General features: G+C 57.9%; 19 protein-coding genes and 3 pseudogenes. 10 read left to right on the top strand and 12 right to left on the bottom strand.

The annotated features are described in order from the left end of the window. Positions 1 to 481: 481 nt before the first annotated feature. Positions 482 to 1111: pseudogene (locus tag HYG81_RS40765) on the bottom strand (glycosyltransferase); the annotation flags it as partial. Positions 1112 to 1234: 123 nt separating this feature from the next. Then, positions 1235 to 1999: an SDR family NAD(P)-dependent oxidoreductase gene (locus tag HYG81_RS40760; protein ID WP_226778271.1), complete on the bottom strand. Its 765-nt coding sequence runs from the start codon at positions 1997 to 1999 to the stop codon at positions 1235 to 1237. Positions 2000 to 2237: 238 nt separating this feature from the next. On the opposite strand from HYG81_RS40760, the pseudogene HYG81_RS45900 reads away from it, so the two are divergent. From HYG81_RS45900 to HYG81_RS40740, 4 genes and pseudogenes are all read left to right on the top strand, one after another. Next, positions 2238 to 2520: pseudogene (locus HYG81_RS45900) on the top strand (helix-turn-helix domain-containing protein); the annotation flags it as partial. Between the two features lie 3 nt (positions 2521 to 2523). Beyond that, a complete protein-coding gene (locus tag HYG81_RS40750; RefSeq protein WP_425607572.1) occupies positions 2524 to 2799 on the top strand; it encodes a helix-turn-helix domain-containing protein in 276 nt (91 codons plus the stop codon). Between the two features lie 118 nt (positions 2800 to 2917). Next, positions 2918 to 3103 (top strand): hypothetical protein, encoded by a 186-nt coding sequence (locus tag HYG81_RS40745; RefSeq protein WP_226778268.1) that lies wholly within the window; start codon positions 2918 to 2920, stop codon positions 3101 to 3103. A gap of 314 nt (positions 3104 to 3417) precedes the next feature. Next, a complete protein-coding gene (locus HYG81_RS40740) occupies positions 3418 to 3588 on the top strand; it encodes a hypothetical protein (RefSeq protein ID WP_226778267.1) in 171 nt (56 codons plus the stop codon). Positions 3589 to 3739: 151 nt separating this feature from the next. Here the strand turns inward: HYG81_RS40740 and HYG81_RS40735 are convergent, their stop codons facing one another. The 4 genes and pseudogenes from HYG81_RS40735 to HYG81_RS40720 form a co-directional block, all read right to left on the bottom strand. Further along, complete coding sequence (locus tag HYG81_RS40735) at positions 3740 to 4231, bottom strand: DeoR family transcriptional regulator (protein WP_226778386.1); 492 nt, start codon at positions 4229 to 4231, stop codon at positions 3740 to 3742. Then, positions 4232 to 4697 (bottom strand): annotated as a pseudogene (locus tag HYG81_RS40730) (glutamine amidotransferase-related protein); the annotation flags it as partial. Positions 4698 to 4974: 277 nt separating this feature from the next. Further along, positions 4975 to 5280, bottom strand: coding sequence for a hypothetical protein (locus HYG81_RS40725; RefSeq protein WP_226778266.1), 306 nt, complete (start codon positions 5278 to 5280; stop codon positions 4975 to 4977). Between the two features lie 93 nt (positions 5281 to 5373). Then, positions 5374 to 5649: a PadR family transcriptional regulator gene (locus HYG81_RS40720; RefSeq protein ID WP_222914171.1), complete on the bottom strand. Its 276-nt coding sequence runs from the start codon at positions 5647 to 5649 to the stop codon at positions 5374 to 5376. Positions 5650 to 7367: 1718 nt separating this feature from the next. Between HYG81_RS40720 and HYG81_RS40710 the strand changes: the two genes are divergently transcribed. Beyond that, positions 7368 to 7967 carry a TetR/AcrR family transcriptional regulator gene (locus HYG81_RS40710; protein ID WP_226778265.1) on the top strand — a complete coding sequence of 200 codons (600 nt, stop codon included), beginning with the start codon at positions 7368 to 7370 and terminating at the stop codon, positions 7965 to 7967. Positions 7968 to 8183: 216 nt separating this feature from the next. Here the strand turns inward: HYG81_RS40710 and HYG81_RS40705 are convergent, their stop codons facing one another. Then, on the bottom strand, positions 8184 to 9212 hold the full coding sequence (locus HYG81_RS40705; protein WP_226778264.1) for an LLM class flavin-dependent oxidoreductase: 1029 nt from the start codon (positions 9210 to 9212) through the stop codon (positions 8184 to 8186). 317 nt (positions 9213 to 9529) lie between these two features. Here HYG81_RS40705 and lonB point away from each other — a divergent pair, with 317 nt between their 5' ends. Continuing rightward, a complete protein-coding gene (gene lonB / locus HYG81_RS40700; RefSeq protein ID WP_226778263.1) occupies positions 9530 to 11674 on the top strand; it encodes an ATP-dependent protease LonB in 2145 nt (714 codons plus the stop codon). A gap of 232 nt (positions 11675 to 11906) precedes the next feature. After that, positions 11907 to 12743, top strand: a complete 837-nt coding sequence (locus HYG81_RS40695) for a transcription initiation factor IIB family protein (protein WP_226778262.1) — start codon at positions 11907 to 11909, stop codon at positions 12741 to 12743. A 591-nt stretch (positions 12744 to 13334) separates the two neighbouring features. Here HYG81_RS40695 and HYG81_RS40690 read toward each other — a convergent pair. The 3 genes from HYG81_RS40690 to HYG81_RS40680 all read right to left on the bottom strand — a co-directional run bounded on the left by HYG81_RS40690 (position 13335) and on the right by HYG81_RS40680 (position 16227). Beyond that, entirely contained in the window at positions 13335 to 13988 is a 654-nt protein-coding gene (locus HYG81_RS40690; protein WP_226778261.1) for a polyprenyl synthetase family protein, read from the bottom strand. A gap of 170 nt (positions 13989 to 14158) precedes the next feature. Next, the gene (locus HYG81_RS40685; RefSeq protein WP_226778260.1) at positions 14159 to 15631 is read right to left on the bottom strand and encodes an MATE family efflux transporter; all 1473 of its coding nucleotides are present in this window, start codon (positions 15629 to 15631) and stop codon (positions 14159 to 14161) included. Beyond that, positions 15628 to 16227, bottom strand: coding sequence for a TetR/AcrR family transcriptional regulator (locus HYG81_RS40680; RefSeq protein WP_226778259.1), 600 nt, complete (start codon positions 16225 to 16227; stop codon positions 15628 to 15630). The genes HYG81_RS40685 and HYG81_RS40680 overlap by 4 nt, the downstream gene beginning before the upstream one ends. 131 nt (positions 16228 to 16358) lie before the next feature. Between HYG81_RS40680 and HYG81_RS40675 the strand changes: the two genes are divergently transcribed. Then, a complete protein-coding gene (locus HYG81_RS40675) occupies positions 16359 to 16940 on the top strand; it encodes a TetR/AcrR family transcriptional regulator (RefSeq protein ID WP_226778258.1) in 582 nt (193 codons plus the stop codon). 42 nt (positions 16941 to 16982) lie between these two features. Here HYG81_RS40675 and HYG81_RS40670 read toward each other — a convergent pair whose 3' ends face one another. Then, positions 16983 to 17408 (bottom strand): DUF7575 domain-containing protein, encoded by a 426-nt coding sequence (locus HYG81_RS40670; protein WP_226778257.1) that lies wholly within the window; start codon positions 17406 to 17408, stop codon positions 16983 to 16985. Between the two features lie 268 nt (positions 17409 to 17676). Between HYG81_RS40670 and HYG81_RS40665 the strand changes: the two genes are divergently transcribed. Further along, positions 17677 to 18714: a sodium:calcium antiporter gene (locus tag HYG81_RS40665; RefSeq protein WP_226778256.1), complete on the top strand. Its 1038-nt coding sequence runs from the start codon at positions 17677 to 17679 to the stop codon at positions 18712 to 18714. A 189-nt stretch (positions 18715 to 18903) separates the two neighbouring features. Here the strand turns inward: HYG81_RS40665 and HYG81_RS40660 are convergent, their stop codons facing one another. Beyond that, positions 18904 to 19512: a TetR/AcrR family transcriptional regulator gene (locus HYG81_RS40660; RefSeq protein WP_226778255.1), complete on the bottom strand. Its 609-nt coding sequence runs from the start codon at positions 19510 to 19512 to the stop codon at positions 18904 to 18906. A gap of 731 nt (positions 19513 to 20243) precedes the next feature. On the opposite strand from HYG81_RS40660, the gene HYG81_RS40655 reads away from it, so the two are divergent. Continuing rightward, positions 20244 to 22943 carry an efflux RND transporter permease subunit gene (locus tag HYG81_RS40655; protein WP_226778254.1) on the top strand — a complete coding sequence of 900 codons (2700 nt, stop codon included), beginning with the start codon at positions 20244 to 20246 and terminating at the stop codon, positions 22941 to 22943. The last annotated feature ends 407 nt before the right edge of the window (positions 22944 to 23350 follow it).

Genomic DNA, 23350 nt, shown 5'->3' with positions numbered 1-23350 from the left:
ATGCAATCCTCGAAAGCCGGTTGATCCCGGCGAGTTCGTCGAGGTAATTCGGCCATTCAAGAAGTTCTGGTTTGCAGTTATGATAGTGGACTGATGGCGACCGATTCAATGGTAACTCCTTCCTCTGTACTAAGCGATTCGGCCCGCCACAATTTCTGTGGAGTGCCGTGCGACATTCGCGCTATGTATTCAGCACGATCCGGCGAACATAATTAAAACTTGATATAAATACGATGATCAGTGCGCACGTGTAGTGTGCAGTAGATTCACGCGAACAATTACTCTAAAGAAGAGGATTTCAACAGAGCCCTGATAGCGGAAACAAATTCTCCCATTGTTCTGATAAAATCGGGCTATCCACTTGTGAGCAGGGGTACGCGAGGCCACTCAGTCCTGCGAGTGATCGTTGTCAGACCTGTGCATTATTCCCTATCTTCGCAACACGTCGTCCCAGCGATAGCACCAGGGAAATGCCAGCGGAGATCTGCGTCCACCGGACCGGGCGCTCAACCGACTCACGGATGGTCCCTCCGATGAGGACGATGCGCGTCCGGCCGACCGTCGTCACCTGGAGGTACTCCATGAGGAGGCCGTCGTCGCTGACGGTCCGCCGGAGTTCGTCGAGAAACGCGGCCTCGTCGATATCGTCGCGCTCGAACACGACCGACCCGCCCCAGATCTGGTTACCGAGGTAGAGACCTAGCGAGCCGGCGGAGGCGTACAACGGTTCGAGCAGCACTGACAGGGGGTCCCGCCCAACGAAGTACGGCACCTCCGACACCGACCCGTGGTCTTCGTAGTCCGCGCTGATGGTCGCCAACCAGTCCGGGGGATGGTGGTAGTCGTCGTCCGTCCAAACGAGGCGGTCGTGGCACGCAACCTCCATCCCAGCGGCGATGGCGTTTGCCTTCCCCGAACAGCCCGCTGGCTCACCGGCGGCGACGAGTCGAACACCGTCGGGATAGTCCTCTCACCCGAAAACGGGGTCGTCCGGGCCGTCGTGTACGACCAACAACTCGTCGCCATCTTCGAGCTGGATAGCCAGCTCCGCGCACGCGTCGGTCCACCTCGTCGCCGGCAGGAGAATACTCGTCGGCGGCCGCTCGGACATGGCGATTACCCCTTCTCGTTTGGAGGCGATGAGCCCACTGCTGGTGATCCATGGACGCTTATGTGAACGATGTGAGGGTGGTGTTCCCCATCAACAGGGGTCGACATGGAGCGATTTGCGTCACTATTCTGGTTTTTCGACGATCCCGGCCGTCATTCTTCGCCAGATCGAGGGAAACCATCGGGTAAGCGATAAACCGACCGTCGTTTTCCAGTCGGGCGTGATCACCGACTGGGTCGAATGAATCTTGGAAGCGAGCTTGCGGCCGACCTCCTCGGCTTCGACGGTCATCCACGCCGGGTAATCGATATCCGCGGTCATCTGCGTGTTCGTGGAAGGCGGAATCATCAACGTACAGGAGACATCGGTGTGTCGGAGTTCGAGCTGGAGTGAGCGGGTGAACCCCTTGATCGCACCTTTGGTTGCGGAATACCCGGACAGGCCAGGATGCCCGGTGTCCGCTGTCCCGGAGCCCAAGTTGTGGATAATACCGGTCCCATGGTCTAGCATGTGCGGGAGAACTGCCCGAATCAGTCGTTGGTAGCCAAAGAAGTTTACCTCGAACTCGCGATGGGTGTCAGCCATCGAGCGCTCCTGAAACGGAGCGAATCGGGCGACACCCGCGTTGTTGACGAGGATATCGATTCGGTCCCACTCGTCGACGACGTCGCTCACCGCCGTGTCCACGTCCTCGGCGTCAGTGACGTCGCATTCGTAGTATCGAACCTGGCCGGGATAGTCGTCTCGAACGTCACGAACGTCGTCACCAGTGATATCGAGGGCTGCAATCCGGTACCTGTCCTCGGCCAGGGCTCCCAGCATGTGGTAGCCGATACCTGCGTTCGCGCCGGTGAGGACGACGACCATCTCGTTGTTCGACGCAGTCATATTCTGCCGCGTAGGTCCCCAGTGTGAGGAAACCGTTCACGATTGGAAGCCCGCTGGTGGGTTCCGAGAGAAATTGTTCTCTCATCTCCGGTGTTGAGATCAAAGCTCCCTGTCTCAGCAATTGAATTTATGATATCCATCAGGTATCTCTCTTATTCCGGGCGTGATGAGGGCGCTGCCGGCGATCCATGGACGCTTATAGTCAACGACTTTTGCGGTGGCGCGCCATGGTGAGTGCATGCGTTACGTCACCGTCGTGGCCTACCCTGACGAGGAAGGAATCAACCGGCTCGACCGACGAGTCAACGAGCTCGGCCTCGTATACCGGGCCATCCACCGCATGGAACTCCTCGACGACGACACGGTGGCGATGTTCGCCGAGGGTCGCGGCGACGTCGAGGCGCTCCGCGGAATCCTGTCGGAGTCGCCCGAGGTCGTCGTACCTGATCGACATGCCGGTCGAGTACACCGACGATGGCGGTCTCCGGGTGACCTACATCGGGACGGAGGCGGCGTTCGTCGACGTGCTCGCCGAGCAGCCTGAAGGGATCAGGACCGAAATCGAGCGAACCGGCCCGTACACACCCGGCCCCCGCCACGTCGTCTCCCGGCTGACCGAGCGCCAGCGCGAGGTGCTCCGGGAAGCGGTCAACCTCGGGTACTACCAGGAGCCCCGCGAGGCGATCCACGCCGAGATCGCGGCAGCGACAGAACTCTCCGAGACGACCGTCGGCAAGCACCTCCGGAAGATCGAGGCGGCCGTGTTCTCGTCGCTCCACGTCGGCGCCACCGATCGCTGAGGTGACTAGCTGTCTCGGAAAACTCCGGCTCAGTCAGCTGCGTTTTCGCTTGCAACCGCGAGAACGGTACAGACCATCGAGTCGGAACGGGTAAACTGCGAGCAAGCCAGTTTCGCGTATGAGCCAGGTCATCCTCTACATTGCCGCTACCCTCGACGGATACATCGCCGAGGACGACGGCGGCATCGATTGGTTAGAGACGTTCGAAGACACGTACGACGCTGGCGAACCTGGCGGGAGCTTCGAGGGATTTTTCGAGAACGTCTCGTACTCACTCAGAAAACCCTGCCACCGACAGGTGTAAGCGGCGTAGAAGTCGTCTTCGTACGTCGATTCGAGAATCTCGAACCCGGCCCGTTCGAGGAGGGCTTCGAGCACGAACCCGTACGTACTGTACTCCTCTCGAAAGTGGACGTACAGCTCTTCGTCGGTAAATATCGTCGATCGTTTCTTCTCCTCGAGCGTCACCGACTGTCTGTAACTGTTGAGACGGTTGCTGGATGCCTTCAGTTACGAGTTGGGTATCGACCCTAGCTTCTCAAAAGAATCTATTATCGCTGTTAGACATGGCCAATAGCTTCATAGCCTGCGAATGTATTGGGTGACCTCAAGACTACGATGGAACTGAAAGGAACGCCCATAGAAGAAGAAGCGGCGATGATCGTAGGAGAGTATCTCGAGAAAGAGATGATCCCGGAACAGGCTGTCGAATCCGTCACCACTCTCCTCAAAAATGATCAGCCTATCGAGGCGCTGGAGACAGCGCAGAACGCCCGTCAGAACAGTTAATACGGCCCCAAAATAAACGTAATATTCACTGCCAAGCTACTTTTCCGACGAGGATGTTGTGGGCGCATTTAAGCACGCGATGCAGAAAATTCGGGAGGCGAACCTGCGGTCACTGCCGCTGCCCCAATAGCGGCTGTGAGTGAAAGTAAGCTCAAACTGTCTGCCAGAGGAATGAACGAGACCGTTTCGTCTTTTTCAGTTTGCCACTCTCAGCGAGATTGTTCAGATTCCGACGGGCGGTGTTCCGGTGACAGTCGAGTTCCTTGGCCACCTCTCCGGTCGTCGTCGACTCGAGTGCTGGCCCCGTCTCGCGGACGATCCGATCCGACATACGACCGCGGATACGGTGGTCACCCGCCCGACAGCCCGGACGAGGACACCGCAGATCTTCGCGGACCGCGTCGACGTGCTCGCCGAGGTCGTACCGGCTGTACATCTCCTTGGTCTCCTCGGTGGCGATGTGGGGCGCCTCGGTGCGCGGGTTGGTGAAGGAGTACTCCTCGTCGTTCTGGACCGCTTCCATGAAGCCGTCGGTAATGCCGACGGAGATGTTGAAGTTCGAGAGGTGGACCTCAACGACGTTCCCGAGGTGCTTGGGGACGCGTCTGTCCTCGTCGATGAGGTCGCGGGCTTTCTCGAACATCGCGAGGGAGTTCTCGATCACGTCGTGTCCGACGGCCGTAAGCACGCTCTCTGGATGAAACTGAACGCACTCGAAGGGATACTCGCGGTGGCGTACACTCATGACGAGCGTGTGTTCGCCGTGTTCCGCGGTCGCCGACACCTCGAAACAGTCGGGAACGTCGGTCGCGATTAGCGAGTAATACCGACCGGCGCGAAAGCCCTGCTCGAGGCTGTCAAAGACGCCCTCGCCGTCGTGGTCAACCGCGGAGGCCTTCCCGTGGATCGGTTCGGGGCCCGACCGACGCTCCCGCCGTACGCGTAGATGGCGGCCTCGAGGCCGAGACAGACCCCGAGCGTCGGCACGTCGGGCGTAATCTCCTCGAGGACATCCATCGTGACGCCGATGTCGCGGTCGTTCTTCGGGTGGTCGGGTCCGGACTGATGACGATTGCGTCGGGATCAACGGCGCGCACGGCCTCGAGCGACTCGAGGGCGCCGATGGGACCGTCAAAGAGGAGCCGCTGACGCATTGCTCGAGACAATCCTCCCGCCAGAGCGATACAATGATCCCGACGACCCACTAGGCAGCGTACTGTTCTGGCCGCCGGACCCCCAGCGATTACTCAATCACCAGCGAGTTGGTCCGTGGCTGTGATTAGCAGCTGTGCTCACAGCAATAGGACCTACCGGGAACAATCAGGCCGTGCAAATGGGCCCACCGCTCGAGCAGCAAGCGCTTTCTCATACAATTCCGTAGGATTACTAGCTATTGTTCTTCCGGCCGGGGACGTTGTAATCGATGTGGACTTCCGGTGTGCTCGGTGATTCGGCTGCAGCGGTTCCGTTCCAATCGAGAACATGCACGTTTGCCAGTTCTCCAGAAAACCGGAACCGTTGGACCCCAGTCTCGATCGTCCCCTCGACAGCATGTTCAGAGACCACTGTGGTTTTCTCGAGCGAGTCAGCCTCAACTGGTTCGATATCACCATCGACGCTAATTTCGTAGTTGGATGGCACTCCACGACCGATTACTGTAACGATATTTGTCATCGTTCTCTCACTTGGCATACAGTGGTAGACTCAATTTTGCCAGTATAAGCCTTCTCATTGGCAAAACGGTCGGAATTTCCAACGATCTCGAACGAACGAATATGGGATGCTCTACAACTCGACGTACTGATCTTCCCACTCTCGTCTATCCTGGATCGCTTGCTCTCCTGCGTCGCTGATCGCGTAATAGTTCGTCCGCCGATCGAGTTCACCCTTCTCGACCAACTCCTTGTTGACAAGCGTGTCGAGGTTTGGGTACAGCCGGCCGTGATTGATTTCACTCTCATAGTACTCCTCTATCTCCTCCTTGACATCTTGACCGGATGGGCGGTCGGCGCCTGCGATCACGTACAGGAGGTCTCGTTGGAAGCCGGTGAGGTCATCCATCTTACGAGAGTATTCAACGATGCTGCATTTGACTTCTTTTCACGGAGAATTGTATGTTTCCGCGCTGTGAAAGTAGAATATTGCACTCTGTTTGATTTTTCACACTCAATCAAATTGTAAAAACTGTGGCAGAGGCCGGTTCGAGGGTGTCATCGAATGATCCGCATGACGTTCTTTTCACCGAATCTGGAGCGAACTATCCGTTCACTACACTTGCGAACAGTATACTATCCAGTCCAGGATGCGGCAGAAGCTAACCCCTTTCTCTCCTCTCTTTTACACAGGCTGATGCCGGTAACAGGGTTAATACGTATGGATATGCTACCTCGGGAAAATGGGGGTACTCAAAGCAATTCGTGAATGCGTGGGCAATGAGAGTAGAAGCCTGCATGAGTGCCGAAATTGTGGGGAGAAAATCGGGGAAGACACTGAGAGGTGTCCCCGCTGTGGAACGACTGAGATTGCTCACTACAAGTTCTGACTAATGGAATTATGTTGCTGACGTTGTTACATAGCCTTCCTGTACTGAACGGCACTACATATGCGAACCTAACACGATTGTTTCCATCAGCTAATAGAGGTCTTTGAGAAGCCGTGCTGAATAGACAGCACAAGTGTACAAATAGTGGGTTGAAATCTACCCTATTATACTCTTTTATGGGCTGTGTTGAATCACTAAACGACGACGGAATGGTTCGCTAAATCGAAGGTCTTGAAGCGGGAGACTTCAGTTGTTCATGTCCCCCAACACCATCACGGCGAGAGTTCAGCAACTCAGTAGAGCGTCTCCGAACGGAAGTTCGACAACTGCTTGCGGAGTACAGTGCAGATTCGGAACGAGCGAACAGCTCACAGCCGAACGACCTTCAGCAAGAGACTCCTTTCGTGCAACTCATCAGAAACCGTTGGTTTCTGAGGACGGCACAGCTGTCGCAGGCCACTATTAATATCATTTCTGTTATGATCTTCGGAGAACAATATTGGGCATATAATACACTATAATAGGGATCACGGCTTATTCTTGCTGTCGCAATCTTTGGATAGTGAGACACCGATTAACTGCCGCATCTCTGCATTGATTGGCCGATACACGCTATTTTCCGAGGCCGTATTTCTCGTTGACAACTATGGTTATCTGATTGTCCTTTCACGACCCGGATTAAGCGATTAGCTCGACTATTTGACCGAAACTGTATCGAAAAGTGGTTTAGAACTTCAAAATAAACGTTTACTACTTCCACAATTCGTGGATTGTTAGCCGGGCAAGCGTTGGAGAATGAATTGTGGAACACTCACAGTATTATGGCACGTAACGCGACTATTAGCCATTCAACGGACAGATAGCGGCAGAGGTGCCAAACTAGACAGTGCCACACATTCCATGGTGTCGCGGTAACAACGTGAAGGGTAAGGAGAGAACCGATACTCGAGCACATCGATCCAGACGTGTACGTTCTCGCTTGAAACGGAGAGAAGTGAGATCGCTGTTATCGAACCTGCACAACGTTCGATGCGTAGCGCGCGAAATCTCGAGTCTCATGTCGTTCAGTGAACCACCTATTGACTGGTCAATCAATGGTATCGAAGAATGATATCGGCTCGAGACGGCCATTGTAACCCTGGTTTCACTGGTTCTCCAGTGGCACAGCCGACATGAACCGCTACGGGCTAACGGGTCGGTCAAAACCGTTATCTGCCGGCAACACGACAGCCAAATAATGGCAGATCCGCCAACCGAGACCGTCTCCGATCCGAACGAGGAGATTATGCGTGCGACATACCGTGCGCTTCGCGAACATGGATATGCCGAGCTCACGATTCAACGGATCGCCGACGAGTACGGGAAGTCGACCGCTGCGATCCATTATCACTACGATACGAAAGAAGACCTGCTCGCGGCCCTTCTTGACTACATCCTCGATCGGTTCAAGGACACCGTCCACGAGGTCGAAACGACGGATCCCGAACAGCGACTCGAGTTACTGCTCGACAAACTGCTCGTCGAGCCCAAAGATCATCAGGACCTCCTTGTCGCCATACTGGAGATGCGAAGCCAGGCACCATACAAGGAGCGGTTCAGTGATCGGTTTCGACAGAACGACGAATACGTTCGATATCTGCTTAGCACGGTAATCGACCAAGGGATCCAGAGCGGGATTTTCAATGATGTCGATACCGAACACGTGGCACGTGCACTCATGACGATTATCGACGGCGCCCGCACTAGAGCGGTCGTGTTGGACGAAGACCGTGCGCTCATAACGGCGAGACAGACGGCCGATGAATACGTGACGAACATCCTACTGCGGAAAGAGTAGGAGCCAATCGAACCACCGAGAAATCGATGTCAGGTGTCGTCCATTTTCCGTTCTCAATCGATGTGCTTGGCGGATCCCGTACACCAGTGGCAGCACTCGAGGACCGAATCGAGTTCGTTTTCTCAGTGAGGGAAATTAATCGTCTCCGTCTCTGATCGTTTGAGAATCGCCTGCTGCGGTTAGGTTTGATCGGACTGCTGCTCGCGAGGGGACACCTCAACGAGCCGTGAGGCCGACGCCATCGGCCAGCAATTCATGAGAACGGAGCGTGTCATCGTGGTCGGCGACGACGTGTTGGATCATCACTTCGTTGACGTCGACACGGTCGGAGAGTTGCTCCAATAGGTCTGCGAGCGTTTCCGGACTCCCGGAAATCGCACGTGGCCACTCGTCGGAATCGAGCGTTGCAGGCGTTGGCTCGGGGACACCACCGAGTTCGTCGATGGCCTCCTCGATAGACGGCGTGGAGCCGACGACCCCGCGTTGCATCCGCTTGAAGGATGCTTCGGCCACCGCTCGCACCCGTGCCGCCTCCTCGTCGGTCTCGGCACAGACCGCATTCACCGCGAGCATTCCCTGTGGATCATCCATGCCGTCGGCCAACCGGGAAGACTGGAAGTGTTCGCGATACGTCTCGAACGAATTCGTGGCAAGTTGCGGCCGAATGAACGCCGCAAAACAATATCGTAAGCCGAGTTCGCCCGCGATAGCCGCGCTGGAGGGACTCGATCCGAGCACCCACGGCACGGGCTCGTCCTTACCGGAGCGTGGAATCTCGAGGTCACTGTAAGCGTGTCCCTCGGGATAGTCGTCATAGAGGTGATCGATGACGGCCTCAATTTTCTCGGCGTGGTCGTCGTCGGGATTTTGAACGCGTCGGTCCGTCCCGAGGGCGCGGTCGGCGGCCGGTGACCCGTTCGCCCGCCCGAGACCCGCGTCGATGCGACCCGGTGCGAGTGCGTCCAGCGCGCCGAACTGTTCGGCGACTTTGAACGGGCTATAGTGGTTGAGCAATACTGCTCCGGAGCCGAGGCGGATCGAGTCGGTCTCGGCAGCGAGGTGCCCGAGCAATACTTCGGGCGCGGTGCCCGCGATCCTACTCGCCATTCCGTGATGCTCAGCGACCCAGAACCGCGAGTAACCGAGTTGCTCGGCTTGTTGTGCGGCCTCGACAGTGTTTGCGTAAGCATCGGTCGCGGTGCCGTCGTCGGGAACCGGAGAGAGGTCAACGGCAGAGAGTTCCATATCCGTGCTCAGTGACTTCGAGGGATAACGGTTCGGTTAGCAGAAGGGCTGTGCTCTCACCGGAATCTCCCACTCCGCAGTACTCTTCTAGCAATCGTTCGTATCCCTGCCACGGTTCTCGCGCTGTGGTGCGCTTGTCTGTTCGCCCGGCCGGTCCGGCGAACGCTCGTTCACGGCTAGATCAAATAGCAGCCGTTACTGGCCTCTCTTCCGGCAGCAACCGTTGTCTCTCCCCGTAACAGCAACTGCGACGATCCACCACATGGAGAAAGTATATCTGTCGCAATCCCTTCCGATTTGGTACTGAATCGAGTTCTATGAGTAATAATACAGACGGTGACGACTCTCTCGAAGACGTCCCGGACGCTGCTCCCGACGGGGACGACCCCGCCGAGCAGCCCGAGCGTCAGGGAGCTCAGTCGTCGCTCGAGGATGACGGTGACCGTCGCAACGACGTCGACGATCCGATTGATGACTCCGAACCGTCGTCCGACGAGACAGAGGACGATATCGAGACGGTCAATGATCTCGGCAGCACGGTCGAAGTCGACCCTGGCGTCGAAATCGACGAGGAGATCGACGAAGACGATCTATTGGGCGGTCTGAAGATCGACTCGACGGAGGACATCGAAGTCCCCGATCGACTCGTCGATCAGGTCATCGGCCAGGATGAAGCCCGAGACATAATTATCAAAGCGGCGAAGCAGCGACGCCACGTTATGATGATCGGTTCTCCGGGGACCGGGAAGTCGATGCTGGCGAAGGCAATGAGTCAGCTCCTTCCCCAGGAGGACCTGCAGGACGTCTTAGTCTACCCCAACCCGGACGACGACAACGAACCGAAAGTACGGACCGTCCCTGCCGGAAAAGGAGATCAAATCGTCGACGCTCACAGGGAGCAAGCCAACAAGCACAACCGGAAGCGCTCGATCCTGATGTGGATCATCATCGCGGCCATCATCGGATACGCTATCATCGTGGGTCCCCTCCTGCTCGGTTTCCTCGCGGCGGGGGTCATCTGGTTTATCTTCCGGAGTATGGGCCAAGGAACGGACGCGATGGTGCCGAACCTGCTCGTCAACAACGGCGAGCAACGCGTCGCCCCCTTCGAGGACGCGACCGGTGCCCACGCCGGTGCGCTGCTGGGCGACGTCCGCCACGACCCCTTCCAGTCCGGCGGTATGGGGACGCCGAGCCACGAACGGGTCGAACCCGGCTCGATCCACCAGTCCAACAAAGGCGTGTTGTTCCTCGACGAGATCAACACGCTCGACATCCAGACCCAGCAGAAGCTAATGACCGCGATCCAGGAGGGCGAGTTCTCCATTACGGGCCAGTCCGAGCGCTCCTCGGGTGCGATGGTCCAGACCGAACCCGTCCCCTGTGACTTCATCATGGTCGCTGCGGGTAACCTTGACGCCATGGAGAATATGCATCCTGCGCTCCGGAACCGAATCAAGGGGTACGGCTACGAGGTCTACATGGATGACACCATCGAGGACACGCCCGAGATGCGGCGCAAGTACGCCCGCTTCGTCGCCCAGGAGGTCGAACGTGACGGCCGCCTCCCCCACTTCACCGACGACGCCGTCGAGGAACTCCTCCTCGAGGCGAAACGCCGCTCGGGCCGGAAGAACCACCTCACGCTGCACTTCCGTACCCTCGGTGGGCTGGTCCGCGTCGCGGGCGACATCGCCCGCGCCGAGGATCGTGAATACACTACTCGAGATGACGTGCTGCGAGCTAAAGACCGCTCGCGCTCGATTGAGCAACAGCTCGCCGACGACTACATCGAGCGCCGCAAGGACTACGAGCTGCAGGTCAACGACGGCGGCGTCGAGGGCCGTGTCAACGGTCTCGCGGTCATGGGCGAGGACTCCGGTATCATGCTTCCCGTCATGGCCGAAATCGCGCCCGCACAGGCTGGTGGAACAGTGATCGCCACCGGAAAACTTCAGGAGATGGCCGAGGAGTCGGTCCAGAACGTCTCCGCGATCATCAAGAAGTTCTCCGACGTCGACCTCTCGGAGAAGGACGTCCACATCCAGTTCGTTCAGGCCGGCCAGCAGGGTGTCGACGGCGACTCCGCCTCCATCACGGTGGCGACCGCCGTCATCAGCGCACTCGAGAACATCCCGGTCGATCAGTCGGTCGCCATGACCGGCTCGCTCTCCGTGCGCGGCGACGTACTCCCGGTCGGCGGGGTCACCCACAAGATCGAAGCCGCCGCGAAAGCTGGTTGTACAAAAATCATCATTCCCGAAGCCAACGAGCAGGACGTGATGATCGAAGACGAGTACGAGGAGATGGTCGAGATCATCCCCTGTGCGAACATCAGCGAAGTCCTGGACGTCGCCCTCATGGGCGAACCGAAGAAAGAATCGCTAGTCAAGCGACTCAAATCGATCACCGACACGACGTTCGATCAGGGTACCGTCGGCTCCAACCCAAGTCTCCATTGACAGCCTCCTCGCCCTGAAGGGGTAGGGCTTTCTCCTCGAACGCCCGTAACCGACGTCTGAGAGATATCAACGTGATACGGACACCTGTGTTCGTTCTCGAGCGGACACGGAAGCGAGGGAAGGTTCATAAGGACTGATGGCAATGAGATACCCATACGGAAATTGTGATCGATCCGAAGGAATAGTAACCGGGATGATTAGCCATGAACGACCGAATCCGGAATAAATAGAAATGACAGATGAATCAGTTTCAGCGGAGATCTCGGCGATAGCGACGGAACTCGATTTCGGCGATTCGATCCGACAGTATGCAACGGTGATCGCCGACGAATTGCAGCACCAAGAAACTCGGATCTCATCATCACAACGTACTGCTGCCGCGTGTTTGCTTGCCGCCTGTCGACTCCGTGAGGAACCGGTGCGAGTTACCGTTATAGCCGATCAGACACCCTTCTCGAAGGAGCAGATCCTCAGTGAGATGCAGCGCCTTTCCCAGGCACTCGAGATTACGGTCCCACTTGCCGATCCGGAGATACTCATCGAGAAGAGCTGTGACGAACTCGGCTTGCCAGAGATTGTTCGAGAGCGAGCCGTCCGTCTCGCTCAGCTCGGTGATGATGCTAGTGTGACGAGCGGTGTTTCCCCGTATACCTATACTGCCGCAATCCTCTACGTCGTCTGTTCGCCGACCGACGTCGACCTTTCACAGGCCGATATCGCATCGCATTTCGATGTTTCGACCGCCACCCTTCGCAATCGGCGAGACGATATTCTTGCGGCGACAGGAAGCCGGTTATTCGAGATTCAGTTTCCCGATGCGCGGTCCGAGGCGGTGTCGCTCGTCGATGAACTCTTGGCCGGGGCACGAACGAGCGATTGGGCGCAGAACAAACGGAGTTTGGGAATCCTCGGCGGCGCATGGTTGTACGTCGCAAACGCCGCCGAGATAAACACGAGTGCAACGGAATTGGCGACTATTACGGGAGTCAGTGAACCCACTATTCGCGCTCGCTATGAGGAGTTCGTCGACTACGTCGATACTGCCATCTCTCCCGCTGATCAGATCTGAGTGCCCTTGGGCGAGCCAGTTGTCCTGTTTGTGGGAGAACAATAGATTCGATTTTGTGCTACGGTGAGGCCCAGTGGTTCTGCAACGCGCACGGTGATTTTCCAAACGCGGTTTTCGAGACGGATGCAGCGAAATTAGATCCTACATATCGCCACGTTGGATCCTGGATCGAAGCCGAAGCCAAAGCCATTTCGCTCCTTCTTCTCAGTGTGCGTGTATTCGACGCGACTCGCACTGTCGAAGAGTAGCAGGAATTCCCTCGAGCCGCGCTACTGAGAGATCAGGGCCTGATACTGCGTTTATCTGCTTTCAGTGATGTACCATGTGGGTATCGTATTCTCATCACCGTTTGACTCGTCTCTCGAGGACGGTTTAGGGTCTAGTCAATGCTATCGCGGCGTTCGAACGCGGCAGGATATCAGATACCAAACATTTACGCCCGTATGGGTGTAATTAAAGTGTACACTGTCCCTTATTGAATAGTTAATCAGTACACGTATAAAGATTACTGTTCAATGAGGAAATCGCTGGTGTAGCTGAGAATCGTCGTATTTCGCTGTCGCCGGCTCGAGGAATGGACAGGGAGACGTATCAGTCTAAGATATTATCTACTGTACTCTCCGAAATAGCTCCTGTAACGAACGTTCGCAAGGAGGTCACGTCAAGGGTGGACGAAAGCTGTTGGAGTGCGCGATCAGTTTCTTGGAGGCGCTGTTTCGCATGCTGACGGAGTCGTCGATCAGTGAGAGATGAGTCCGTCTTGATCGAAGCACCATCGGACGCAAGGAGATGCTGTATCCGATAGATCGTGCCAAATCCGCGCCCCAGTGTCGCAAAGTGGTCTCGGTGTGGTTCATCGACATCCGCCAGCGTTGCACCGATAACGGCTGCCCCTCGACCGAGTGCGCCGGCAGTATCATCGATAAACGAACAGTACTTGGTCGGTGACGGTGTTGATTGGATATAGTTGCGTCCCAACGTCTCGATAATCGACTTCGAGACGGCAGTGAATTCTTCGAGGCACTCAGCTATATGATCATCAGTAAGAGATCCAAGCGTTGAATATGCCGACGTATAGAGGTAGTCCGAGGCAAGCAGTGCGGGCGTCACCTCCCACTGCAGTGAGTCAGTGACCTCATTTCCGAGTTGGTGTATCAACTGCTCGCGAAGCCGGACGTATCCACGGAGCAACTCGATCGCTGTCGCTGCGGAAAGGGCCGCCGGCCTCGCCGGTGTCGTTGCCACGGAATTGTGTGAAATAGCTAACAGTTGGCCGTACCACCTGTTATCACGTTCTAAAATCGTCGTCCGGGCAGGAGCTAACCGGCCACTATCTGCAGAGCTGAGCGCCCGCTCGAGTCGGCCGTCGATCTGGGTCCGTCGTTCAGTGAGTGAAAGCTCGCGAGACATTGGTATTAGTCGTCCGTTGCCGGGACCTCGATATTGGTCTCGTCGATATCGACGTTTGACTCGGTGAGATCGCCCTTCCGCCACGTCCCGCGTTGATACCACGCGTACGCGATCGCTGCGCCGGCGACGTTAGAGATGGCAAACGAAAGCCAGATGCCCGACTCACCGATCGAACTGGCGAAAACCCATGCGATCGGGAAGCGGATGACCCCGAGCATCAGCACGGAGATCGCCGCTGCAGTGAGCGTCTTCCCGGCACCGCGGAAACTGCCGGTGTATGCGCGCATGATACCGATGAATCCGAACGTCAGCGCGACGTAACGCAGGAACTCTGCGGAGATATCGACCACTTCGGAATCCGTCGTGAACAGATCAGCGATGGGGGCTGCACCGAACCAGATGAGAATCCCTGCCCCTGTGAGGATAGCAAAGAGGACCTTCGCTGCGAGCGCCGTTGCCTGCTCGGCTCGATCGGGCTTGTCCGCACCGATATTTTGCCCGGTCATCGTCTCGACACCGCGGGCGACCGCAATCGCAGGTAAGAAGACGACCGAGAAGACCCGTGTCCCGATCCCGTACGCAGCGACGACCGTATCCGGGAAGAACGCGACGATGAACAACAGCAGGTTCATCGACACCGCTCGTCCCGTCCCCTCGATAGAGGCGGGGATGCCGATCCGCGCGAGACGGCGAAGATAGGTGAAATTTGGCACCATATCTCGGAGATTGATCTGGACGCCACGCTTGCCGCGAAACATGATCGCGAGGCCGACGACCAGTGCCAGCGCGCGTGAGAACACTGTCGCGATTGCGGCACCTTCGATTCCGAGTTCGGGAAAGGCGATCGTGCCGACGAACGGTGCGTTCTCGACGACCGTCCACCCGAAGATCAGGAACGGGTCGATGATAATATTGAGAACCACCGAGCCAAACATGACCAGCATCGGTGTGATCGTGTCGCCGTAGCCTCGCATGAGCGCGACGAACACGGCGAATCCGAACATGAACAGGAGGCCCAGCGAGATGACCTCCATGTAACTCGAGGCCATCGGCAGGACGTCCGGAGACGCACCCATAATATCGAGGAAATCCCCGACGAAGAGGTAGCCGACGACGCCGAGGACGACCGACGCGATGCCGGCGAAGGTCATCGTCTGTGACGCGGCATACTCGGCCTCCCGTTCCTCGCCGGCACCTGTATACTGGGCGACGAGAACGCTGCCGGCGACCGAAATTCCCATTCCCAGCGAGATCAGAAGGAACACCATCGGGAACGCGAAACTAATCGCCGCCAGCGCGTCCGTGCTATACTGACCGAGCCAGAACGTGTCCGCGAGATTGTACGCGGTCTGAAAGAGGTTCGTGACGACGATCGGCATCGAGAGGAAGAAGAGCGGTTTCCCGATGCCGCCTGATGTGAGATCGAACTCCTCACGCCCCTTGAAGAGCGAACTGATACGACGTCGAATATCCGTCATTGCGCTTCCTCCGCTACCGCGCTGGTCAGTAACTGCGTCTCGACGTTCGTCGTAATGGTTTCGTAGAGCCGATCCACGGAGTGATCAATCGCAACTTGACGCGTGTGAGATCCCGTAATTATCGTCGTAAGTATCTCGGCAATACGTTCCGGAGCAACGCTTTCGGTGAATTCGCCGGCGTCGACTCCGGTCGAGATAATCTCTCGTATTCGCTTGAAGAGATACTCGTCGAATTCGACGAGTCGAGTCTGGATTTCGTCGTCGTACGGAGCCTGTGCCTTCATCTCGAGCATCGCAGTGCGGAACTCCTTCTCAGACCTGCCCTCCTCATCAGTGAGGAACATCCTGAGGAGTGAGCGGAGATGCTCTCGAGAACAGACGCTATCGGTTGAATCTATCAGGGTCGTATACCGGTCGTATAGAAACTCGAGAAAGACAACGAACAGCTCGTTCTTGCTCTCGTAGTAGTAGTGAATCGATGCTTTGCTCATCTCTGATTCGGCGGCAATATCCTGTAGCGTCAGGTCAGCGTATCCATGCTTGCAGAGGGTCCGATATGTTGCATTCAGAATCTCAGTAGGTGATTCGTCATTCATGTCGGTCGATAGAGGCACTTACTGACTGATTAGTCAAAAGGATTTGGAAACAGGATCGTCCCACCACTATCGTTTCGTTCTGTGTTTGCTCAGCCATCTGTAGTCGATATACTATTGGAACGCTGATTCTGATGGGTCGGTCAACACTGTTATCCCCCGCTTGCGTAACTATCCGTACGCTTCGGGAGCACGGGTACGCCGATCTCACGATCAAACGGATTGCCGACGAGTACGGGAAGTCGACCGCTGCGATCCATTATCACTACGAGACGAAGGGAGACCTGCTCGCGGCGTTTCTGGACTACATCCTCGAGCAATTCACGGAGACGGTCCACGAGGTGGAAACGACGGGCTCCGAGCGGCGACTGGAGTTGCTACTCGACAAACTACTCGCCGATCCCGAGGACCATCTGGACCTATTCGTCGCGATACTGGAAATGCGCAGTCAGTCACCGTACAAAGAACGGTTCCGTGAACGGTTCCGGCAGAACGACGAGCACATCCGGTCTCTGCTCGAGACGGTGATCAACCACGGGGTCGAGGAAGGCGTATTTGTAGCTGTCGACACCAAACACGAGGCACGAGCACTGATGACGATCGTCGACGGCGCTCGAACTCGAGCGGTCGTGTTAGACGAAGAGTGCGCGCTGACGACGGCACGGCGGACCGCAGACGAGTACGTGACGAACGTGCTAGTGAACGAACGGCAGTAGCATATCGGTCATCACGCGGTGAGCGTGTGCAACTCTTCACTACTATTCTGTCTCTTCCGGTCGCTCCCGATCGACGTCCTCGACGGAATTCGTACACCAGTGACAGAACTCGAGTTCTGGATCAAGGTCGTTTCCACAGTGGGGACAGGCGACCGCATCGTCGTCGGGATCGTCGGACGGGCGGGCGGCAGCGTTCTGTCTCTGCGCGAGCCGATAGGCGTCGACGACGCTGAGTCCCACGACGAGGAACATCGGTGCGACCGCCAGCAACGTTCCGACAGTCCAGGTTCCAGCCAGAAATGCGTCGTACGCCGACGGATCGACGAAGAGTACACTCACACCCAGCGAGGTAACGAGCCATCCGATCGCGCGACCTACCCGGCGAAGGTAGAGGTGGCCGAACCCAGTCACAAGTGCTGCGAGGAGTGCTGCGAGCCATGGCCGTTTCTGCGGTAGTGACTGACCCATGTGTTCACTAACCGGTTAGTCAGCAAAAAGCCTTCTCCCCCTCGATGCCCTCCATCGGACGGCTACGCTCAATCGTTGACGACTCCCAGCGAAGCGTCGTCCCCCTCGGATACGATTCGCCGGACCGCTCGAGACGCGTGGATGGCGATCACGATCTCGAGTCCACCTGCAGCGAGAAACGCCCCCCGAGGCGGTTCACGAGAGATCCCGGATTCAGGCTATCGATCCATAGAATAATTAAAAGGACTCGAGTCGGTATCGACGGGCAATGGTCCTCGGTGGGATACTCCCTGACGTGCCCGTCGTCAACGGGCTTGTCATCGTCGTTGCAACTGGCCTCATCTGGTTCGGCAGTGGCTGGCTCGAAGACTCGGCGGAACACCTCTCGGCATACTACGGATTGCCGGCGGTCGTCCAGGGGTCAATCGTCGTCGCTATCGGCTCGAGCTTTCCCGAGTTGTCGAGCGTCGTCTTCACGGCGCTTGCCGGAACGTTCAACATGGGCATCGGCGCAATCGTCGGTTCTGCTATCTTCAACATTCTCGTCATCCCCGCACTCTCTGGGATCGCGACGGACGGTGACCTGGAAACGAACCGAACCATCGTGTACAAGGAAGCCCAGTTCTACATGATCGCCGTTGCCGCACTGATCATCACCCTCGCACTCGCCGTGATTTACGTTCCCGTCCCTGACGGACCCGAACTTGCCGGACGGCTCACGCGTCCGTTGGCGTTGCTCCCCCTCCTCCTCTATGGGTTGTATCTCTTCATCCAGTGGCAAGACGTCAGCGACTACGAGGCCGAAGACGCACCGACTGGAGTTTCCGTCGGCCGCGAGTGGGGAAAACTCGCTGTCGGCTTACTCGTCATCCTCGTGGCCGTCGAACAGCTGGTCGGTGGCGTCGAGTCGCTCAGCCAGACGTTCGGTATCCCCGAGTTTCTCGCCGGTGTCACCATCATCGCGGCGTCCACGAGCCTTCCTGACACGCTCGTGAGCGTCCGGTCTGCCAAGGCAGACAAGGGGATCACGAGTCTCGGGAACGTGCTCGGATCGAACACGTTCGACCTCCTGGTAGCGATTCCGATCGGCGTTCTCATCGTCGGTAGCGTATCCGTCGATTTCGCGGTGGCCGTCCCGATGCTCGGAGTCCTTACCTTGGCCACCGTTCTCTTATTCACGTTTTTACGGACCGATCTCTCGGTCACGAAGCGGGAGTCCGTCGTGCTACTCCTGGCCTACGGCCTGTTCGTAACGTGGGTCGTCGCCGAAACCGTCGGTGTGACACATCTCCTCAAGGGAACGTAACGAGCGACCGGAATATCTCGGCTTGTAGGTCGGAAATGACACAGACCAAATTCCTCGAGGGCGGTCGGCAACGCGAACGGCCACCACTGTGGGTTTTGATCACGCGGTGAGTCGGTAGCGATTCCGTCGGCGCGTCACGTGTGAACGTCTCGGGGAGCCTGCGGCGAATCCGGTCGTTTGCTCGCCGTCTCACTCCGCAGCGAGGAGACAGTCTCGCACGTATCGCTCGAACTCAGCGCGGGCGTCGGCAAAGATGTCGTCGTCACTGGTTACGCGCTGGGTCATCGTTCCGGAGAACACGATCTGGAAGAGCGCTGCCGTTTCCTGCGGATCCACCTCTTGGAAGACGCCCTGTTCGATACCCGAGCGGATCGTGTGGACGATGTGTTTTCTGACGAACTGATCGCTCCGGGTGAAATACTCGCGGTAGTCCTCGTCGTGTGCGGCCTGTGTTCGGAGTTCGACGAGCGCTTGCGTGAAATCGGTGTCCGGTCTGCCGTCGCCGAACGAGAACGTGCTATCGACGATCTCTTCGATGTAGTCGCCGGCTCCCCCCTCTCGGTATGTTGGCAGCTGTTCCTCGAGCTGGTCCAGCATGAACTCGAGGAAATCGAGGAGGAGGTCGTCCTTGCTGTCGTAGTGGTGGTACAACAGCGACTTGCTCTTCGAGAACTCGTCCCCGATCCGCTGGATCGTGAGGTCGCTGTACCCGTGTTTACAGAGCGCGACGTACGTCGCTTTCATGATCGCGTCCCGAGTATCGTCCGGTTCCTCGAGGAACGGTGGTGGTTGCGTCATATCGGCATCCTCCTCGCGCCGCGGCGTGCGGTTTCCAGCGTGGGACGCCGGACGGATCCCGGGGTCCCGCTGACAACGGCCCGCCAATCTGACGGAATTGAGGCCCGTGGCGCGGTGCCGAATTCGTGGGTAGGGCCATGTAGATTGCGTGGGGGACGTGACGTGTCGTCTGTCCGAGCGGGTGCGATATCTCCGCGTTGCATGCACTCCACTCGTTTCAGAGAGGCGACGGGGATGCCCACGGTCACACCGTCCGTGGCGATTTCGGAGCGACATCGACTCCGATTCAGTTCTGTAGCAGTTCCCATTCTGAAGACGGTATACTATCGCCACCCATAAATATTGATTGAATGGTCAGTTCCGTATTTGGGTGATCCTCACCCCCGTGTCAGCCGTTGTGCAGCGACCTGCAGTGAGAAGGTTGATATGAACTGACTGAATATTCAGTCATGAGATGAGCAAAGAACTGAGACGGGCGACCGAAACGAGGTACCCGGCGTGTAACACCGCGGGATCCTCGCGCCCACTGCAGGGAGTCGTATCAGGACGAGCGCGAATCGCTCCCCAGTACCGTCGATTCGAATCCGACTCTCGACGGAGTGGGTGGCAATGAGCCCGGTGCAGACCCGACGGTTATCGGTCGTGGTACCGCCCCATCGACTCCGCGAACGACTCGCATTCAGTTCGAATAACACGGTCGGAGACGCGGCTCACGGGGGCTGGTTCGACGCATGAGCTGGATCGACCGCTTCTCCGAGGCGATCATGGCTCACAGTCGGGCCGTGATCGCCGTCATGCTCGTTCTCACGGTCGTCGTGGGCGCCGGTGCCGGTATGATCGAGCAGTCCTCGTCACTCGACCAGTTCCAGAGCGATTCGACGGAAGCGCAGAAACTGAGCTACGTCGAGGAGAACTTCACGACCGGACAGGAAAACACGACGTCGGCGCAAGTGATTGTCAGGGGTGAAAACGTCCTCTCACAGGAGTCGATGGTCGAACAACTCCGATTGCAACAGTCGTTCCGAGAGAACGAGACGATCAACCGAACGCTCGTCGACGAACAGCCGACGGTCGGCACGGCGAACCTCGTCGCGCTTGCGTCGCTCTCCGGGGGGCAACAGGCGGCCCAAGAGAACGGCTCGAGTCAGCAGCAAGCGGCCCAGGAGAACGGCACCAGCCAACAGCAAGCGACCCAGGAGGCCCCCGCGTCGCCCACGCTGCAGGACCAGATCGACGCGCTCGAGTCGATGAACGCCACGGAGTACGAACGCGCACTCGGTGCCGTGTTGAGCGAGGATTCGTCCGGCCAGATGAACGGACTGGCGTTCATGCCGACGAACTACGAGGCCGGATCGACGAGCGCGAACGCGACGATGCTGCTGGTCACGCACCAGACTGAGGGCGGCGGCGGCCAAGGCGGAATGGTATCCGACGCGATCGTCGACGCACAGCTGGCGATGCAGTCCATCGCGAACGACAACGTCGAAGCGAGCGGATCGGAGGTCATCGTCTTCGGCGGCGGGATCATGGGCGAAGAGATCAACAACTCGATGGGCGATAGCCTCGCGATCGTCGGTCCGCTCGCGCTGTTGTTCGTCGTCATCGCCCTGATCGTCGCGTACCGCGACGTGTTGGATATCCTGCTCGGCCTGTTCGGAATCGCCGCCGTCCTCGTCTGGACGTTCGGCTTCATGGGGTGGGCCGGTATCGACTTCAACCAGATGTTCATCGCGGTCCCGGTTCTGCTAATCGGGCTCTCTATCGACTACGCGATACACATATTCATGCGCCACCGCGAGCAGCGCCAGAGCGGTGGTGCATACGGCGACGATGACGCTCAAGGATCGATGCGAGTGGCGCTGGCCGGCGTCGGCATCGCGCTCGTGCTGGTGACTGCGACGACGGCCATTGGATTCCTCTCGAACCTCACGAGCCCGGTCCCGCCGATTCAGGACTTCGGCGTCGTGAGCGCGGTCGGCATTACGGTCGCCCTGCTCGTGTTCGGCACCTTGGTTCCAGCGCTCAAGGCCGAACTCGACGAGTTCCTCGAGAACCGCGGGTTCGATCGGAAAAAGCGCGCGTTCGGGACGGGCGGTGGCCGATTCAGCCAGGTGCTCTCGATCGGCTCGACGGCGGCACGACGGATGCCGTTCATCATCATCCTCGTCGCGCTCCTCGTGAGTGCGGGCGGTGCGTACGGCGCGACGCAGGTCGACACCAGCTTCAGCCAGGAGGACTTCATCGCAGAGGACCCGCCGGCGTGGACGAGCAACCTCCCCGGACCGATGGAGCCGGGCGACTACTCGATGAAGGAGAACCTCGAGTTCGTCAATAAAAACTTCGTCCGGGAGGATTCCCAAGCGCAAATCCTCGTCGAGGGCAACGTGACTGATCCCGATACTGAGACGTTACAGCGGGTCTCGGACGCCGAGAACGAGACCGCTAACAGCGATGTCGCAGTCACCCTCTCGAGCGGCGAGGCCGACGTCCAGAGTCCCCTTCGGACGATGCGACAGGTCGCCGCCGAGAACGAGTCGTTCAACGCGACGTTCACCGCGGCCGATACGGACGGCGACGGAGTGCCCAATCGGAACCTCGAACAGGTGTACGACGAACTGTTCGAGGTGGCCCCCGACGAAGCGGCCGCCGTCATTCATCAGACTGATGACGGTGACTACGAGGCCGTTCGGATGGTCATCTCGACCAGCGGGACGGCCGCCATGAGCGACGTCACGACTGAGATGCGATCCATCGCGGCCGGGATTGACGGGAACGGGCTCGAGGCCACCGCGACCGGCCAGATGATCCTGTTCGACATCATTCAGGAGCAGCTGATGGACACGGTCATCGAGAGCCTGTTGATCACACTCGTAGCCGTGTTCGCCTTCCTGATGGTCGCGTATCGGCTCACGAAGGGCAGCGCGACGCTCGGCGCGGTGACGCTGCTTCCGGTCGTGTTCAGCGTCTCGTGGATCCTCGGGACGATGTACCTGCTCGAGATTCCGTTCAACGTCATGACGGGGATGATCACGAGCCTCACTGTCGGACTGGGCGTCGCCTACAGCATCCACATGAGCGAGCGCTACAGTCTGGAACTGGAACGAACCGGTTCGGTCTGGGAAGCGATGTCTCGGACGGTCACCGGCACTGGCGGCGCGTTGCTGGGCAGTGCTGCAACGACCGTCGGCGGCTTCGGTGTCCTCGCGTTTGCCATCCTTCCACCGCTACAGCAGTTCGGGATCATTACCGGGATGACGATCATCTACGCGTTCCTCGCGAGCGTGTTCGTCCTTCCGAGTCTACTCGTGGTCTGGACGAAGTATCTCGGACCGGACGCGTCCTTCGACGCTCCGGATAGCAGATCGACCACGCCCACAGCCAGTGATGGCGGACAGCCAGCGGACCAGCCGAACCGTAGAAGGGAGGACTGAACCAGACTGCCTATAGATCGCTCTCGTCCTCTCTTTCGATAGGGATCTCGTCCAGCTACCACTCTATCCTTTCAGCAAAGTAGGACTCAGGTTATGTCGTACTATGATCCCATTCGAACAGTCATATCGTATCACGTTCGCCAGATAGGTTCCACATTTGATAGACGCCCCATTCCTGCAGACCGCGTATCTTCTGAGAGTGTTAGTGGAGCCCCATCGCCTCGATCTCCACCGAGCTATCTAACGATCAGTATAGGTGAAGACGTTACTGGATGAGCATCTGCGAACGAAGTGAGCAGTTCACCGCCGAAGCGGGCGAAGTCCCCAGAGGCGGCCTTTTTAGCGTAGATTTTTGCAAGCGGTTCGAGCGACCGAAGGGAGCGAGGTCGGTCAAAACGGCTCTGCCG

It is taken from the genome of Natrinema zhouii, assembly GCF_013456555.2.
In the GTDB taxonomy this organism is placed as follows: Archaea; Halobacteriota; Halobacteria; order Halobacteriales; family Natrialbaceae; genus Natrinema; species Natrinema zhouii.
The sequence above is the reverse complement of the archived record's forward strand: the minus strand, read 5'-3'. Positions and strand labels throughout refer to the sequence as shown.

What these genes read in the sequence shown, in the direction of transcription:
- HYG81_RS40760 (WP_226778271.1), bottom strand. Translation starts at nt 1,999, where the DNA reads ATGACTGCGTCGAACAACGAGATGGTCGTCGTCCTCACCGGCGCGAAC.
- HYG81_RS40745 (WP_226778268.1), top strand. Translation starts at nt 2,918, where the DNA reads ATGAGCCAGGTCATCCTCTACATTGCCGCTACCCTCGACGGATACATC.
- HYG81_RS40740 (WP_226778267.1), top strand. Translation starts at nt 3,418, where the DNA reads ATGGAACTGAAAGGAACGCCCATAGAAGAAGAAGCGGCGATGATCGTA.
- HYG81_RS40735 (WP_226778386.1), bottom strand. Translation starts at nt 4,231, where the DNA reads ATGTTCGAGAAAGCCCGCGACCTCATCGACGAGGACAGACGCGTCCCC.
- HYG81_RS40725 (WP_226778266.1), bottom strand. Translation starts at nt 5,280, where the DNA reads ATGCCAAGTGAGAGAACGATGACAAATATCGTTACAGTAATCGGTCGT.
- HYG81_RS40720 (WP_222914171.1), bottom strand. Translation starts at nt 5,649, where the DNA reads ATGGATGACCTCACCGGCTTCCAACGAGACCTCCTGTACGTGATCGCA.
- HYG81_RS40710 (WP_226778265.1), top strand. Translation starts at nt 7,368, where the DNA reads ATGGCAGATCCGCCAACCGAGACCGTCTCCGATCCGAACGAGGAGATT.
- HYG81_RS40705 (WP_226778264.1), bottom strand. Translation starts at nt 9,212, where the DNA reads ATGGAACTCTCTGCCGTTGACCTCTCTCCGGTTCCCGACGACGGCACC.
- lonB (WP_226778263.1), top strand. Translation starts at nt 9,530, where the DNA reads ATGAGTAATAATACAGACGGTGACGACTCTCTCGAAGACGTCCCGGAC.
- HYG81_RS40695 (WP_226778262.1), top strand. Translation starts at nt 11,907, where the DNA reads ATGACAGATGAATCAGTTTCAGCGGAGATCTCGGCGATAGCGACGGAA.
- HYG81_RS40685 (WP_226778260.1), bottom strand. Translation starts at nt 15,631, where the DNA reads ATGACGGATATTCGACGTCGTATCAGTTCGCTCTTCAAGGGGCGTGAG.
- HYG81_RS40680 (WP_226778259.1), bottom strand. Translation starts at nt 16,227, where the DNA reads ATGAATGACGAATCACCTACTGAGATTCTGAATGCAACATATCGGACC.
- HYG81_RS40675 (WP_226778258.1), top strand. Translation starts at nt 16,359, where the DNA reads ATGGGTCGGTCAACACTGTTATCCCCCGCTTGCGTAACTATCCGTACG.
- HYG81_RS40670 (WP_226778257.1), bottom strand. Translation starts at nt 17,408, where the DNA reads ATGGGTCAGTCACTACCGCAGAAACGGCCATGGCTCGCAGCACTCCTC.
- HYG81_RS40665 (WP_226778256.1), top strand. Translation starts at nt 17,677, where the DNA reads ATGGTCCTCGGTGGGATACTCCCTGACGTGCCCGTCGTCAACGGGCTT.
- HYG81_RS40660 (WP_226778255.1), bottom strand. Translation starts at nt 19,512, where the DNA reads ATGACGCAACCACCACCGTTCCTCGAGGAACCGGACGATACTCGGGAC.
- HYG81_RS40655 (WP_226778254.1), top strand. Translation starts at nt 20,244, where the DNA reads ATGAGCTGGATCGACCGCTTCTCCGAGGCGATCATGGCTCACAGTCGG.